Source organism: Achromobacter sp. NCFB-sbj8-Ac1-l (assembly GCF_052695805.1).
On record NZ_CP199812.1, the window covers coordinates 5888876 to 5902642 of the forward strand.

Consider the following 13767-nt stretch of genomic DNA (forward strand, 5'->3'; position numbering starts at 1 on the left):
CGGCGCAGCGCCGCGCGGACCGCCGGAGACCATCATGAGCTTTGCCGATTTCTGGTTGTTCCTGCAGCAAGGGGTGCTGTCAGGGCTGGTGACGGGCAGCGTGTACGCGCTGCTGGCCGTTGCCGTTGTCATCATCTTCAAGACCACCGACGTGCCGAATTTCGCGCAAGGCGAAATCTTCATGGTCGGCGGCTACATCGCCCTGTTCCTGACCCTGGTCATGGGCTGGCCTTACCTGGTTGTCATCCCCGTGACGCTGGCCGTCGTGGCGGTCGTGTCCGGCCTGTTCCAGCGCGTGGTGATGGAACGCGTCATCGCCTCCAAGGGCGTCGGTGTGCAGATGGTGATCGCCACGCTGGGCCTGGCCTATGCCCTGAAAGGGCTGGTGCGCCAGACCGGGCTGGGCGACACGCCGCGCTCGCTGCCGCCGCTGGCGCCCACCGACGCCGTCATCATCGGCGACGCGGTGCTGACCCAGCTGGACCTGGTGATCTTCGCGGTGGCGGTCGGCGTGATGCTGCTGCTCTACGTGATGTTCACCTACACCCGCGTGGGCAAGGCCATGCGCGCCGTCGGCATGAACCCCAAGGCCGCGCGCCTGGTGGGCGTGAACCTGACGCGCATCCGCATGATGGTGTGGGCGCTGTCCGGCCTGATCTCGGCCGTGGCGGCCCTGCTCATCACCCCCAAGATCCTGATCACGCCCGACATCGGCCACATCGCCATCCTGGCCTACGCGGCCGCCATCGTCGGCGGCATCACCAGCCTGCCCGGCGCGGTGGTCGGCGGCTTCGTGATCGGCGTGGCCGAGAACCTGGTGGGCCTGTTCATTTCGACCAACGCCATCGTGGTGGCGCCCTTCGTCGCCATCATGGTGGTGCTGCTGCTGCGTCCGCAAGGCCTCCTGGGCGGCAAACTGCAGGTGAAGAAAGTATGAAATCCAAGCTCGATCCCGCCCTGCTGGCGCTGATGGCCGTGGCGCTCGTCGCCCTGCCGTTCGTGGCCAGCGGCTATGTCATCTACGTCGTCAACCTATTGATGGTGTTCGTGGTGCTGGCCCTGGGCCTGCACCTGGTCATCGGTGAAACCGGCCAGTTCGCGCTGTCGCACGCCGCGTTCTATGGCGTGGGCATCTATACCGCGGGCCTCATCAACAACCTGTGGCATCCGCCCTTCTTCGTGTCCATCGTGGCGGGCGGCCTGCTGGCCGCCGTGCTGGGCTACATCATCGGCGCGCTGGCCCTGCGCATGCGTGACATCTACCTGGCGCTGTCCACCTTTGCCTTTGGCGAGGCGATGCAGTGGGTGTTCCTGAACTGGCAATCGGTCACCAACGGCTCGAACGGCTTCCGGATTTCGCCTGCCACGCTGTTCGGCTACGAGCTGGTGTCCGACATCAAGGCCTATCCGTTTGTCGTGGCAATAGCCGCGCTGCTGCTGTGGGCCACCATTGCACTGTCGCGCTCGCAGCTGGGGTCGGCCTTCCGGGCCGTACGCGAAAGCGATGTGGCGGCGCAGGCCATGGGCGTGAACGTCAACGCCATCAAGCGCACCGCCTTCACGCTGTCGGCGGCGTACGCCGGCATCGCGGGCGGCATGTACACCACCTTTGCCTCGTTCATCCACCCCGAAAGCCTGGGCTTCCAGACCACCATCCTGATTCTCACCATGGTGGTGGTAGGCGGCATCGGTTCGGTGCGCGGCGCCATCGCCGGCGCACTGGGCTTCGGCCTGATTTCGGAACTGCTGCGCCAGGCGCTGTCGTTCCAGGAAATCATCTACGGCGTGATCCTGATGGGCTTCATGATGTTCGCGCCCAAGGGCCTGTTCGCCAGCCGTGACGCGCGCCGCCGCGCGCCCCCGCCGGCCGCCCCGCTGCCCACGCGCACGGGCGCCGCCGCCCCGGCCGCCAAACCCACGCAAAGGAGCGCCGCATGAGCGCCCAGCCTTATCTCGACGTCCAGGGCCTGACGGTGAAGTTCGGCGGCCTGACGGCCATCAACGGCCTGTCCATGCAGGTGGAACGCGGTCGCATCCATGCGCTGATCGGTCCCAACGGCGCCGGCAAGTCCACCACCTTCAATTGCGTCTCGCGCTACTACCGCCCCACCCAGGGCCGTATCGTGTTCGACGGCGTCGACATCACGACGAAGAAGCCGCACGAAATGGCCGCGCTGGGCGTGGCCCGCACCTTCCAGAACCTGGAGCTGTTCAGCGCGCTGACGGTGCGCGAGAACGCCTTGCTGGGCACCTATGCGCACGGCGCGTCCACGGCGTCGCGTCTGCTGCGCCCCGCCCGCGCCGAAGCGCGCGAACGCGTCGAGCACCTGCTTGAACGCGTGGGGCTGGCCGACTTCCTGGACACCCCCGCCTGCAGCCTGGACTTCGGCCGCCAGAAGATGCTGGAGCTGGCGCGGGCGCTGGCCATCTCGCCCAAGCTGCTCTTGCTGGACGAACCCGCAGCCGGCCTGCGCAACCGCGAAATCGAAACGCTGGACCGCATCCTGACCGAGCTGTGCGAACGCGACGGCATCACGGTGCTGCTGGTCGAGCACGTGATGCAGCTGGTGATGTCGATCTCGGATCGCATCACCGTCATGTCGTTCGGCGAGAAGATCGCCGAAGGCACGCCCGCGGAGGTGCGCAGCAACCCCCGCGTCATCGAAGCCTATCTGGGCAAGGGAGCCGCCGGTGGCTGAGTATCTGCTTGAAGTCGAATCGGTCAGCGCCGCCTACGGCAACATCCGCGCCTTGCAGGACGTGTCGTTGAAGGTGCCGCAAGGCGCCATCGTGGCGCTGCTGGGCGCCAACGGCGCGGGCAAATCCACCACGCTCAACGTGATCTCGCGACTGGTGTCGCCCACCGCGGGCAGCGTGCGTTTCGACGGCGAGGCCATCCACCGCCAGCCGGCGGATGCCATCGTCGGCCGCGGCATCGTGCAGGTACCCGAAGGCCGCGAAATCTTCCGCGACATGAGCGTGCGCGAGAACCTGGAGATGGGCGCCTACCTGCGCCACGACCGCCAGGCGGTCAAGCAGGACCTGGACATGGTCTGCGACACCTTTCCACGGCTGCGCGAACGATTCGAGCAGAAGGCAGCCACGTTGTCGGGCGGCGAGCAGCAGATGCTGGCCACCGGCCGCGCCATGATGGCGCGCCCGCGCATGATCCTGCTGGACGAACCGTCCATGGGCCTGTCGCCGCTGGTGGTCGAGCAGATCTTCGACATCGTGCTGCGGCTGAATCGCGAACAGGGCATCACCGTCCTGCTGGTCGAACAGAACGTGAAGCTGGCGCTGTCGGTGTCCAGCTACGCCTACATCCTGGAAAACGGCGAGATCGCGCTGGAAGGCGAATCCAGCGCCCTGGCCAGCGATGAAGCCGTGCAACGCGCCTACCTGGGCGCCTAGGAAATTGCCATGAGCATGATGCAAGACAAGCGAGTCCTCGTCACCGGCGCCGGCCGCGGCCTGGGCGCCACCATCGCCCAGGGCTTCGCCAAGCAAGGTGCCACGGTAATCGTGGCCGACCTGGACCCCGCATTGGCACGCGCCAGCGCGCAGGCCATCGCGGCCGAAGGCGGCCGCGCGTTCGACGTGGCGCTGGACGTGACCGACGCCGAAGCGGTGCGCGCCTTCGCTGCCGAATCCGCCAGCCGCCACGGCAACATCGACGTGCTGGTCAACAACGCCGGCATCTCGGCGCGCGCCCCGTTCGACGACCCACAGACGCCGCAGATCTGGGACCGCGTCATGGGCGTGAACCTGCAAGGCACGTTCAACGTCACCCACGCCTTCGTCGAACAGCTCAAGGCCACGCGCGGCGCCATCGTCAACCTGTGCTCCATCGTGGCGTATGGCTGCGGCATCTCGACGGCGGGCTACGTGGTGTCCAAGGGCGGCGTGCGCTCGTTCACCGAAGTGCTGGCGCGCGACCTGGCGCCGCACGGCGTGCGCGTGAACGCCGTGGCGCCCGGGCTGATGGAAACGGAAATGACGGCCGGCCAGCGCTCGCAAGCGCACGGCACCGATTGGTACCTGCAACGCGCCCCGATGGCGCGGGCCGGGCGCGCCGACGAAATCGTCGGCCCCGTGCTGTTCCTGGCATCCGACATGGCCAGCTACGTGAATGGCGTGGTGCTGCCCGTGGACGGCGGCTACCTGGCCGTATAGGAGTCGATATGCAATCAGACAACACACCGGGCACCGCGCTGGTCACGGGCGGCGCCAGCGGCATGGGCCTGGCCATCGTGGAGCGCCTGGCACGCGATGGCTTTCGCGTGGTCATGGCCGACCGCAACGCCGAACTGGCCGCCCGCGAAACCGACGCCTTGCAAGCGCAAGGCCTTGCCGTCGACTACCGCGTGGTGGACCTGACCGACGAGCACGCCACCCGCCAACTGGTGCGCGAACTGGCGCCGCTGGCCGCATTGGTCAACAACGCCGGCCTCTTCGACGAGCGCAAGTTCTTTGACGTCACCAGCGACGACTACCGCCGCATGTTTAACGTCAACCTGCTGGCCGTGGCCACGCTCACGCAGGAAGCCGCGCGCGACATGGCCCCCGGCGGCAAGATCGTCAACATCGCCTCGCGCGCCTATCTGGGTGCCAAGAACCACCCGCACTACGTGGCCTCGAAAGCCGCGCTGGTGGGCTATACGCGGGCCTCGGCCATGGAACTGGCGCCGCTCGGCATCCTGGTCAACGCCATCGCGCCTGGCCTGATCGACACGCCGCTGCTGCGCAACCTGAGCGCCGAGCGCCTGGCCGCGCAACTGGCCCTGCAGCCCACGGGCCGCGCGGGCCAGCCGCAAGACATCGCCAATGCCGTGTCCTTCCTGGCCGCGCCGCACATGGACTTCATCACCGGCCAGGTCATTTTCGTGGACGGCGGCAAATCGCTGGGCGGGTCGGGAGCATAAGCGGCATGGACAGCATCAAGTGGGACAAGGAAGTCGACGCACTGATCGTCGGCTCGGGCGCCGGCGGCATGAGCGCCGCCCTCACCGCCAGCGTCGAAGGCCTGGATGTACTGGTGGTGGAAAAGACCGGCCACATCGGCGGTTCGACCGCGATTTCCGGCGGTGCGCTGTGGATACCGCTGAACGCGCAGACCGACGCCGCCGGCCATCCCGACAGTTTCGACAAGGTCTGGACCTATCTGCAGGAAACCGTCGGCGCCGCGGCGTCCGACGACATGAAGCGGGCCTACCTGGAAGCCGGGCCGCGCATGATGGACGACCTGGTCGAGCGCGGCTTCCTGCAGGTCGCCGCGCGTACCGCATCACCCGACTACTACCCCGACCGGCCTGGCGCGGCGTTGGGCGGCCGGTCGCTGGACCCGGTGGAATTCGACGGCCGCAAGCTTGGCCGCCACTTCAAGACGCTGCGCGACCCGCTCAAGGAATTCACGGTGCTGGGCGGCATGATGGTCAACATCACCGACGTGCGGCATCTGCTGCGCGCCACGCGCGCCTTCACCTCGTGGCGGCACGCCATGAAGCTGGTGCTGCGCTATTACGCCGACCGCCTGCGCGGCTATCACCGCGGCACCCGCCTGCTGCTGGGCAACGCGCTGGCCGCGCAGCTGTTCCATGCCCTGCTGTCCCGCAACATCCCGTACTGGCTCGATACGCCCGCGCTGGGGCTGGTGCGCGGCGACGACGGCGCGGTGCTGGGCGCTACCGTCGTGCACCAAGGCCGGCGGATGAATATCCGCGCCCGCCGCGGCGTGGTGCTGGCAACCGGCGGCTTTCCGTGGGATTCGGCGCGCCGCCAGCAGGCCTACCCGCATCCCACCGGCGACTGGTCGATGTCGCCGCGCGACAATACCGGCGACGGCATCCGCCTGGCCGAAGGCGCGGGTGCGGCGCTGGGCCAGGGCCATGCCAGCCCCGCATTCTGGGCGCCCGTATCCATCCTGGAACAACCGGGCCGCGGGCCGCTGCACTATCCGCACCTGGTATGGGACCGCGCCAAGCCCGGCCTGATCGCCGTCAACGGCGCCGGCCGCCGCTTCGTCAACGAATCGACCTCGTACCACGCGTTCGTCGAAGCCATGTACCGCAGCCACGCCGACACGCCCACGGTGCCCGCCTACCTGCTGTGCGACCAGCGCTTCATCGACACCTGGGGCCTGGGCCTGGCATTGCCCGGCGGCCGGCCGCGGCAGCATTTGATCGACGCCGGCTACCTGCTGCAAGCGCCCACGCTGCAAGCCCTGGCGCAAAAGTTGGGCGTGCCCGCCGACGCACTGACCGCCACGGTGCAACGCTACAACCAGCATGCCGAAGAAGGCCACGACCCCGACTTCGGCAAGGGCGGCACCGCCTACAACCGCTACCTGGGCGACCCCGACCACGCGCCCAATCCCTGCCTGGCGCCGCTGGGCGCCGGTCCCTACTACGCCGTCAAGGTCTACCCCGGCGACATCGGCACGGCGTGCGGCATTGCGGCAAATCGCAATGCCCAGGCCGTGGACGAAGCCGGCCATCCGATAGCCGGACTGTACGTGGTGGGCAATGATATGCACTCGGTCATGGGCGGCGCCTATCCCGCGCCCGGCATCACGCTGGGCCCCGCGCTGACTTTCGGCTGGGTCGCTGGACAACACCTGGCCCACGGCCAACACTGACGCTACGCCAACCTTCAAGGACCCCACATGAAGATCTACTTTTCGCCCGCCTCGCCCTTTGTGCGCAAATGCATGGTCATCGCACACGAGCTGGGGCTGGTCGACCGCATCGAAAAGCTGCCCAGCGCCGCCGGCCCCGTGGCCCGCGACCAGACCATCATCCCCAGCAACCCGCTGGGCCAGGTGCCTACCCTGCTCACCGATGACGGCCAGGCACTGTTCGACAGCCGCGTCATCTGCGAATACCTGAACGAGCTGGGCGGCGGCGCGCTGTTCCCGGCCGGCGCCGCCCGCTGGCGCGCCCTGGCCGAGCAATCGCTGGGCGACGGCATGCTGGGCGCGGCCCTGCTGGCCCGCTACGAAACCGTGCTGCGCCCCGAAGCCCTGCGCTGGGACGGCTGGTACGAAGGCCAGCTGGGCAAGGTGCGCGACGGCCTGGCGCAACTGGAAAAAACCGCCGCCGGCCTGGAAGGGCGCCTGGACATCGGCACCATCACCGTAGGCTGCGCCCTGGGCTACCTGGATTTCCGCTATCCCGACTTCGACTGGCGCGCCGGCCACCCCGCCGTTGCGGCCTGGTTCAAGACGTTCAACCAACGTCCGTCGATGCAGGCCACGCTGCCGCACGCCTGAACACGGTTTGGGCAGCCACGACGCCTGAAGAACCCGCCGGGCTTCAGGAAGGGCGGCTGCCTGGTACGGCGCGTTCGCTTGAACCCGCCGCTGGCCCCTGGCGCTTGCCAGGGGCTTTTTTTTCTTACAGATGGAAATGACGGTGCCGGGGCCGACGTCTATATTGAACTTTCGCGGGGCCTGCCAGCCCAACCGATAGACCCACCCGCCCAGGGAGCCACGCATGAACGTGACCGCCGTCTCCCCCATCAGCCGAGTCGCCGCGCCCTACGCCGCGCGCATTCCCTTGCTGGACGACACCCGCCCGGTCTGGGAAGCCGAATGGGCCGCGCGCAACGCCGCCACCCGCCAGGCCCAGCGTAGCGCCCAGGCGCAGGCCGCCTGGCAAGCCCAGCGCATTGCCCGCACGGCCACGGAATCGGCCCAGGCCGACCGCGACGTGCGTGCTGCGCAACCCGCCACGACGCAAGCGCCGCACGCGCTGGCCGCCGCCCCCGCCGCCGTCAATGTCGACCAACTGCGCGACCTGTACGCCGACGCCCGCCTGCGCCGCGCGGTGGACGATTTCTCGGCGCGCCCCGATCCCGTCGCGCTGCGCGGCGACACCGCCAACGACCTGGGCACCATCGCAGGCCTGACGCCGTTGCAGCCGTATCGCGTGGCGATGGGCAACCCGCAGGTCCAGGACCTGCAGACCACCGTCGCGATGAAGGCCGCCGGCCTGAATATTCCCAAGGTCGAGAACATCGGCCCCACGGAAAACGTCACCGACAACGCGCGCTACCGTCCCGGCGCCCGCACCTGATGCACGCAAAAAAGCCGCCCTGCAAAAGGCGGCTTTCTGTTGGCGGGCGCTGAACCTCACCGACGCTGCCGTCCAGGCCATCGGCCGGACGGCCCTTCACGATCAGTGGAAGAACTCGGCGATCAGGGTGGCGCCCATGAAGGTGCCAGCATTGGCGGCCAGCGACACCACCACGATCTTCCAGCCCAGCTTGCGGAAGGCAGGCAGGTCTTTCAGGATCGACAGGCCGGCCATCGCCAGGATCACCGTGGTGAACGGCAGGAAGTTGACCTTGCCGACGGCGGCAATGATCTGGTCCGAGTACGGCAGCACGCCCGGGCAGCCCACGGTCATCGCGATCAGCGACAGCACGGCCACGGCCGGCAGCTTGGGCACCACGCGCAGCAGCAGGTCGGCAATCACGACCAGCAGGATGATGATGGCCATGCCGGGCAACGCGTCCAGGAACGGCACGTTGTAGCCCAGGCGGTTACCCACCAGCGCGAACAGGCCGCAGACGGCGTAGGCGGTCAGGCGATCGCCAAAGCCCATCTTCACCGAGTGCGAGGGCACTTCGCCATCGGCCGCGGCGGCGGCGGCGGCAGGTTCAGCCTTGGCGCGCGAGAAACGGCCCAGCACGGGTTCCAGCTTGCCGTACAGGAAGATGGTCGTCGGCAACGAAATGAACAGCGTGAAGTACACGCCCACCACGGTGGTCAGCAGGTTGGCGGCGGCGGCCAGCGCGGCCACCTGGTGCGCCACTTCCGGCGTCTGCTGCGAGGCGATCGCGCCCACGCCCGCGGCCATCATGCTGCCCGAGCCCACGCCGGCGCCCATGGCGAGCGAACGCGGATCGAAGATGTTCAGGCTGGTGATGAAGCCGGCCATCAGCGCCACGAACAGCGCGCCGATCACGGTGCCGGTGATGTACTCGGCCATCACGCCACGGCCTTCCGGCGAATTCATGCCGTAGCGCTCGCCGATGATCGCCAGGCTGGGCTCGCGGCCCACCGAGAACGTGGCGCCGATGGCTTCACGCTTGATGCCCAGCAGCAGGGCCAGCGGCAGGCCGATGGCCATGGTGCCGAAGAAGTGGCCGAATTCCTGGAACACCAGCGCCCAGCCGGCCTCGCGCACTTGCGGCAGCGAGCCGCCCACCATCAGGCCCAGCTTGGCCAGGAAGGGCAGCAGCGCGTATTGCAGGTAACCGCTGATGCGGGTCTGCATGGCGGTGTCGATGCCGGCGCCCGCGGGCAGGCGTTGGCCGAAGGCGGCCACGATCGCGCCGATGAAAATGGCCCAGAGCATGGGCTGCAGAACGATCTTGCCCGGGCCCACCGCGAAGGTGACGCTGCCGATCGCTTCGGACACGATCACCACCAGCAAGATGGCGGCGAGCATGCGGACGCGGCTGGACAGCGACATGGTGGGCGCGGCCAGGCTGGCGCTGGCATGAGACATCGAATTCCCCTGATGAACGTGAGTAGGTTTTAGGGCCGCCCACGGCGCGGCGGGCGGCAGCGGCGATTTTCGCCGGGGGGCTGCACGCCAACCATGACACCACCTGGGCTATTGCGTTGCGTAAAATGCAACGGACTGGCTTTTCCTGGGAATTTTTTGCAAGATCACGCAATAACTCAGGGTAAACCCTTGGTATTGTTGCAAATTTTCCGATGCCTTGCTGCCACGGAGCCGCCCCATGGACGAAAAACTCGACGCCCGCCGCACCCACTACTTCATGCAGGTCATGAGCCGGGGTTCGGTGCGCGGCGCCGCCGAAGTGCTGAACATGGATCCGTCCGCCGTCAGCCGCGCCATCGCCGCGCTGGAACGCGACTGCGGCATGGCGCTGTTCGAACGGCGCGGCCGCGGCGTCGTGCCGACCGACGCCGGCCACATCCTGGCGCGCTACGTAAAGCGCCAGCAGAACATCCAGGAAAGCTTCTTCTCGGAAATCGACAGCCTGCGCAAGGCCGAGCGCGGCCACATCGACCTGGTGCTGGGCGAAGGCTTCGTCGAACTGATGTTCGACCGCGTGCTGCCCGGCTACTGGCGCAGCCACCCGGAGGTGACGCTGGACATCGACGTGGCCCGCACCTCCGAAATCGTGCAACGCATCGTCGACGACCAGGCCTACATCGGCCTGGTATTCCAGCCGCCCAACGACGCCCGGCTGCGCACGCACTACTCGCGCCCCGAACCCATCCGCGCCATCGTGCGGCAGGACCACCCGCTGACGCGGCTGCAACGCCCGCTGCTGTTGACCGACCTGGTCGACTACCCCGGCGCGTCCATGCAGGAAGGCTTCGGCGTGCGCCAGCACATCCAGGCCGCCGAGATCAGCGAACAGGTGCGCCTGCGCAACGTGCTGACGACGTCGTCCTTCAAGGCGCTGTGGCAGTTCGCCGCGACCGGCATCGGCTACGCCCTGACGCCGCCGATTGCCGTCACCGCCGACATGGCCGCCCAGCGCCTGGCCAGCCTGCCGCTGGCCAATCCGATCCTGAACCAGGGCAGCCTGCACGTGCTCAGCCGTGCCGGGCGGCACATCTCGCCCGCGGCGCGTGAACTGCTGGACCATATCGTGCGCGGCATCGGCGCCCCGTCGTCTTCCGCGCTTTGAGATAACGCCGCCCATACACCGCATCTGATACGGTCTTTTCGCGCGGATCTGCCCCTGTCGCCGCCAGGATGCAACGCCTACAGTCGCAGCATCCCCTTCCTTGCCTGGAGACCCTCATGCTCAGCTTCCTGCGCACGGCCAAATCCGTCCTGTGGGGCTTTTTCGGCGTGCGCCGCGGCCGCGGCTACGACGCCGACATCGCCCACAACAAGCCCGCCCCCCTGATCCTCACCGGCCTGCTGATGGCCGCGTGCCTGGTTGCCATCCTGATCGCCGTCGCCCGCTGGGCCGTCAACGCGGCGTTGTAGCCCCGTCACGGGAAACCTTGCGTAAGCGCCCGTCGCCGCAGCGTCCATCGCCGCGCCATCCGGCTACGCTAGCGCCAGCGCCGACATCTCCACCAACAAGCGCCCGAACGCATGCACCGCGGGCGAGTTATCGCCGGCGCGCGCGATCAGCCTGAAATCCGCCTCCGGCAACGACGGCAGGCCGTAGCGGCCGTCGATCACGTCCATGCCGGGCCGCACGTCTTCCTGCGGCAACGCCGTGACCGCCAGACCAGCCAGCACCGCGGCCCGCAAACCCTCTTGGCTGGGCGACGTGAAAGCCACCCGCCAGTCCAGCCCGGCCTGCTCCAGCGCGGCCACGCCCACCTCGCGGTGCACGCACGGCGGAGGCGCGAAGGCCAGCGGCAGCGGCCCGTCGCCGTCAAAGTCGAAGGCGTGGGCGGCCGCCCAGACGAACCGCGTCTGCCGCAACATCGCCCCGCTCTCGGGCTCGCCCGGTAAGGACATGACGACAGCCAGGTCCAGCGCGTCGGCCTCGACCTGCGCGCGCAGATCCAGATAGGTGCCGACAAACACGTCCAGGCGCACCGCGGGAAACACGCGGGCAAAGCGCGCCAGCAGCAGCGGCAGGCGTTCGCCCATGAAATTCTCGGGCACGCCGAACCGCACGGCCCCCGCCACCGACGACCGCTGAAAACGCCGCGCCAGGGCATCCTGCGCCCGCAGAACCTGCTCGGCATAGCGCAGGAAATCCTCGCCATCCTCGGTCAGCGCCAGGCTGCGCGTGGTGCGCACCAGCAAGGCGGTACCGGCTTGCGCTTCCAGGCGCCGGATCTGGTGGCTGATGGCCGACTGGCTCAGGTGCAGCCGCTCGGCCGCGCGGGTGAAACCGCCAGCCTCTTTCACCGCAACATAGGCGCGCAACAGGGCGGGATCGAAGTCCATCGCTTTCACTCATGATGAATATTGATGAATTCTACAAAATTAAATCATTTCCATCATTTTCAAGGCGCTCGCAGAATGGCTGTCCCGATTTGCCGTGAGCCCCCCGATGCCGCTCTCCCCCGCGCGAAAAAAAGCATTTACGCTGGCCGCCGTCTGCCTGGCTGCCTTGATGTTCGGCCTGGAAATCTCCAGCGTGCCGGTGATTCTGCCCACGCTGGAACAGGCGCTGCACAGCAGCTTCAAAGACCTGCAATGGATCATGAACGCCTACACCATCGCCTGCACGACGGTGCTGATGGCCGCCGGCACGCTGGCCGACCGCTATGGCCGCAAGCGCTTGTTCGTCATCAGCCTGGCGATATTCGGCGTCACCTCGCTGATCTGCGGCTGGGCCGAGGACACAGGCGTCCTGATCGCCGGCCGCTTCCTGCAGGGCATGTCCGGCGGCGCCATGCTGATTTGCCAGGTGGCGGTGCTGTCGCACCGTTTCCCGGACGGTGCCGCGCGCGGCAAGGCCTTCGGCGCCTGGGGCATCGCCTTCGGCACAGGCCTGGGCTTTGGCCCGGTCATCGGCTCGGCCATCGTGGCGGCGTCCAGCTGGCAATGGGTGTTCCTGGCGCACGGGCCGCTGGCGCTGATCGCCCTGGCCCTGGTCGTGCCCGGCGTGGACGAATCGCGCGATCCGCAGCAACGCAAGCTGGACCTGGCCGGCATCGCGTCGCTGTCGCTGGCGGTGTTCGGCCTGGCGTGGTTCATCACCCAGGGACCCGCCGCTGGCTTCACCAGCGGCAGCGCGATCGCCAGCTTGGCCGTGGCCATCCTCGGCTTGATCGTCTTCGTCATCGCCGAACGCCGTAGCGCAGACCCGATGTTCGATTTCTCGGTGTTCCGGATCCGCCGCTTCTCGGGCGCGCTGCTGGCGTCGGCCGGCATGAACTTCAGCTTCTGGCCGTTCATGATCTACCTGCCGCTGTATTTCCAGAACGGCCTGGGGTACAGCAGCCTGGGCACCGGCCTGTCCTTGCTGGCCTATACCCTGCCGACCCTGGTGGCGCCGCCACTGGGCGAAAAGCTGGCGCTGCGCTACCGCCCCGACACGGTCATTCCCGCCGGCCTGTTCGCCATCGGCCTGGGTTTCCTGCTAATGAAGTACGGCAGCGGTACCGCCCAGGCCAGTTGGCTGACGATGCTGCCCGGCTGCCTGCTGGCCGGCACGGGATTGGGGCTGATCAATACCCCCGTCACCAATACCACCACGGGCGCGGTGCCTGGCGAACGCGCGGGCATGGCGTCGGGCATCGACATCAGCGTGCGCATGATCAGCCTGTCGATCAACATCGCGCTGATGGGATTGCTGCTGGTGCAAGGCGTGCTGTCCGCGCTGCGTCAACAGTGGCCCGACGCCCCCGACGGCGCCGCGCTGCGTCTGCTGGCCGAAAGCCTGTCCGCCGGCAGCCTCGCCAGCGGCACCGGTATCCCGGCCCAAGCGGCCCACGCCGCCCTGGCCCAAGGCTTCGGCGACGTCATGCTCTACGGCGCGGCTGCCGCCGCGCTGCTGGCCCTGGCCAGCCGGTTCGCATTCGGTACACACCAACCCCGCCGCCAGGCCACCCCGCAAGCGCGCGGCAACAACCTCCGTTAGAACCGCCGTCCGGCCGCCCCGCAGTCCGAAGGCCGGACACCCCCCTTCGGGGCAGCAAGCACGCGTGGCGTGCGCGGCGCGGGGGCCCGCAGCCAGGCATACCGTTATTACTAGAATGACTTAGACGACCATTCAGGCTGCCTGTTACGGTTATGAATCCCCCCATTGCCCGCCTGCGGCGGGCCTTGCCTTGGGGACTCAGACCGAGAAGACTTCAAG

The 13767-nt window shown here is 68.0% G+C and carries 14 protein-coding genes; 12 read left to right on the forward strand and 2 right to left on the reverse strand.

The features are described 5' to 3' along the window. Nucleotides 1–34: 34 nt before the first annotated feature. The 9 genes from ACUDP5_RS27005 to ACUDP5_RS27045 all read left to right on the forward strand — a co-directional run bounded on the left by ACUDP5_RS27005 (nt 35) and on the right by ACUDP5_RS27045 (nt 8072). Nucleotides 35–937 (forward strand): branched-chain amino acid ABC transporter permease, encoded by a 903-nt coding sequence (locus ACUDP5_RS27005; protein ID WP_445657695.1) that lies wholly within the window; start codon nt 35–37, stop codon nt 935–937. Beyond that, nucleotides 934–1938 (forward strand): branched-chain amino acid ABC transporter permease, encoded by a 1005-nt coding sequence (locus tag ACUDP5_RS27010; RefSeq protein ID WP_263915200.1) that lies wholly within the window; start codon nt 934–936, stop codon nt 1936–1938. Before ACUDP5_RS27005 ends, ACUDP5_RS27010 begins: the two co-directional genes overlap by 4 nt. Next, nucleotides 1935–2699, forward strand: a complete 765-nt coding sequence (locus ACUDP5_RS27015) for an ABC transporter ATP-binding protein (RefSeq protein ID WP_025138476.1) — start codon at nt 1935–1937, stop codon at nt 2697–2699. Before ACUDP5_RS27010 ends, ACUDP5_RS27015 begins: the two co-directional genes overlap by 4 nt. Then, nucleotides 2692–3411, forward strand: coding sequence for an ABC transporter ATP-binding protein (locus ACUDP5_RS27020; RefSeq protein WP_445657696.1), 720 nt, complete (start codon nt 2692–2694; stop codon nt 3409–3411). Before ACUDP5_RS27015 ends, ACUDP5_RS27020 begins: the two co-directional genes overlap by 8 nt. A gap of 9 nt (nt 3412–3420) precedes the next feature. Then, entirely contained in the window at nt 3421–4173 is a 753-nt protein-coding gene (locus ACUDP5_RS27025; protein WP_445657697.1) for an SDR family NAD(P)-dependent oxidoreductase, read from the forward strand. Between the two features lie 8 nt (nt 4174–4181). Then, nucleotides 4182–4922 (forward strand): SDR family NAD(P)-dependent oxidoreductase, encoded by a 741-nt coding sequence (locus ACUDP5_RS27030; protein ID WP_445657698.1) that lies wholly within the window; start codon nt 4182–4184, stop codon nt 4920–4922. 5 nt (nt 4923–4927) lie between these two features. Next, the gene (locus tag ACUDP5_RS27035) at nt 4928–6634 is read left to right on the forward strand and encodes an FAD-dependent oxidoreductase (RefSeq protein ID WP_445657699.1); all 1707 of its coding nucleotides are present in this window, start codon (nt 4928–4930) and stop codon (nt 6632–6634) included. A 27-nt stretch (nt 6635–6661) separates the two neighbouring features. Beyond that, a complete protein-coding gene (locus ACUDP5_RS27040) occupies nt 6662–7267 on the forward strand; it encodes a glutathione S-transferase (protein WP_445657700.1) in 606 nt (201 codons plus the stop codon). A gap of 223 nt (nt 7268–7490) precedes the next feature. Next, complete coding sequence (locus tag ACUDP5_RS27045) at nt 7491–8072, forward strand: hypothetical protein (RefSeq protein WP_445657701.1); 582 nt, start codon at nt 7491–7493, stop codon at nt 8070–8072. 102 nt (nt 8073–8174) lie between these two features. Here the strand turns inward: ACUDP5_RS27045 and ACUDP5_RS27050 are convergent, their stop codons facing one another. Then, nucleotides 8175–9512 (reverse strand): DUF3100 domain-containing protein, encoded by a 1338-nt coding sequence (locus tag ACUDP5_RS27050; protein ID WP_263915194.1) that lies wholly within the window; start codon nt 9510–9512, stop codon nt 8175–8177. Between the two features lie 238 nt (nt 9513–9750). Between ACUDP5_RS27050 and ACUDP5_RS27055 the strand changes: the two genes are divergently transcribed. Both ACUDP5_RS27055 and ACUDP5_RS27060 read left to right on the forward strand, forming a co-directional pair. Beyond that, nucleotides 9751–10674, forward strand: coding sequence for a LysR family transcriptional regulator (locus ACUDP5_RS27055; RefSeq protein ID WP_263915193.1), 924 nt, complete (start codon nt 9751–9753; stop codon nt 10672–10674). A gap of 116 nt (nt 10675–10790) precedes the next feature. Then, the gene (locus ACUDP5_RS27060; protein ID WP_263915192.1) at nt 10791–10982 is read left to right on the forward strand and encodes a DUF2970 domain-containing protein; all 192 of its coding nucleotides are present in this window, start codon (nt 10791–10793) and stop codon (nt 10980–10982) included. A gap of 63 nt (nt 10983–11045) precedes the next feature. Here ACUDP5_RS27060 and ACUDP5_RS27065 read toward each other — a convergent pair whose 3' ends face one another. Further along, nucleotides 11046–11906 (reverse strand): LysR family transcriptional regulator, encoded by an 861-nt coding sequence (locus ACUDP5_RS27065; RefSeq protein WP_445657702.1) that lies wholly within the window; start codon nt 11904–11906, stop codon nt 11046–11048. A gap of 106 nt (nt 11907–12012) precedes the next feature. Here ACUDP5_RS27065 and ACUDP5_RS27070 point away from each other — a divergent pair, with 106 nt between their 5' ends. After that, entirely contained in the window at nt 12013–13548 is a 1536-nt protein-coding gene (locus tag ACUDP5_RS27070; RefSeq protein WP_445657703.1) for an MFS transporter, read from the forward strand. Nucleotides 13549–13767 lie beyond the last annotated feature (219 nt).

Coding starts and splice junctions, on each gene's coding strand:
- ACUDP5_RS27070 (WP_445657703.1), top strand. CDS start 12,013: ATGCCGCTCTCCCCCGCGCGAAAAAAAGCATTTACGCTGGCCGCCGTC.
- ACUDP5_RS27065 (WP_445657702.1), bottom strand. CDS start 11,906: ATGGACTTCGATCCCGCCCTGTTGCGCGCCTATGTTGCGGTGAAAGAG.
- ACUDP5_RS27025 (WP_445657697.1), top strand. CDS start 3,421: ATGAGCATGATGCAAGACAAGCGAGTCCTCGTCACCGGCGCCGGCCGC.
- ACUDP5_RS27045 (WP_445657701.1), top strand. CDS start 7,491: ATGAACGTGACCGCCGTCTCCCCCATCAGCCGAGTCGCCGCGCCCTAC.
- ACUDP5_RS27035 (WP_445657699.1), top strand. CDS start 4,928: ATGGACAGCATCAAGTGGGACAAGGAAGTCGACGCACTGATCGTCGGC.
- ACUDP5_RS27055 (WP_263915193.1), top strand. CDS start 9,751: ATGGACGAAAAACTCGACGCCCGCCGCACCCACTACTTCATGCAGGTC.
- ACUDP5_RS27005 (WP_445657695.1), top strand. CDS start 35: ATGAGCTTTGCCGATTTCTGGTTGTTCCTGCAGCAAGGGGTGCTGTCA.
- ACUDP5_RS27030 (WP_445657698.1), top strand. CDS start 4,182: ATGCAATCAGACAACACACCGGGCACCGCGCTGGTCACGGGCGGCGCC.
- ACUDP5_RS27010 (WP_263915200.1), top strand. CDS start 934: ATGAAATCCAAGCTCGATCCCGCCCTGCTGGCGCTGATGGCCGTGGCG.
- ACUDP5_RS27050 (WP_263915194.1), bottom strand. CDS start 9,512: ATGTCTCATGCCAGCGCCAGCCTGGCCGCGCCCACCATGTCGCTGTCC.
- ACUDP5_RS27015 (WP_025138476.1), top strand. CDS start 1,935: ATGAGCGCCCAGCCTTATCTCGACGTCCAGGGCCTGACGGTGAAGTTC.
- ACUDP5_RS27060 (WP_263915192.1), top strand. CDS start 10,791: ATGCTCAGCTTCCTGCGCACGGCCAAATCCGTCCTGTGGGGCTTTTTC.
- ACUDP5_RS27040 (WP_445657700.1), top strand. CDS start 6,662: ATGAAGATCTACTTTTCGCCCGCCTCGCCCTTTGTGCGCAAATGCATG.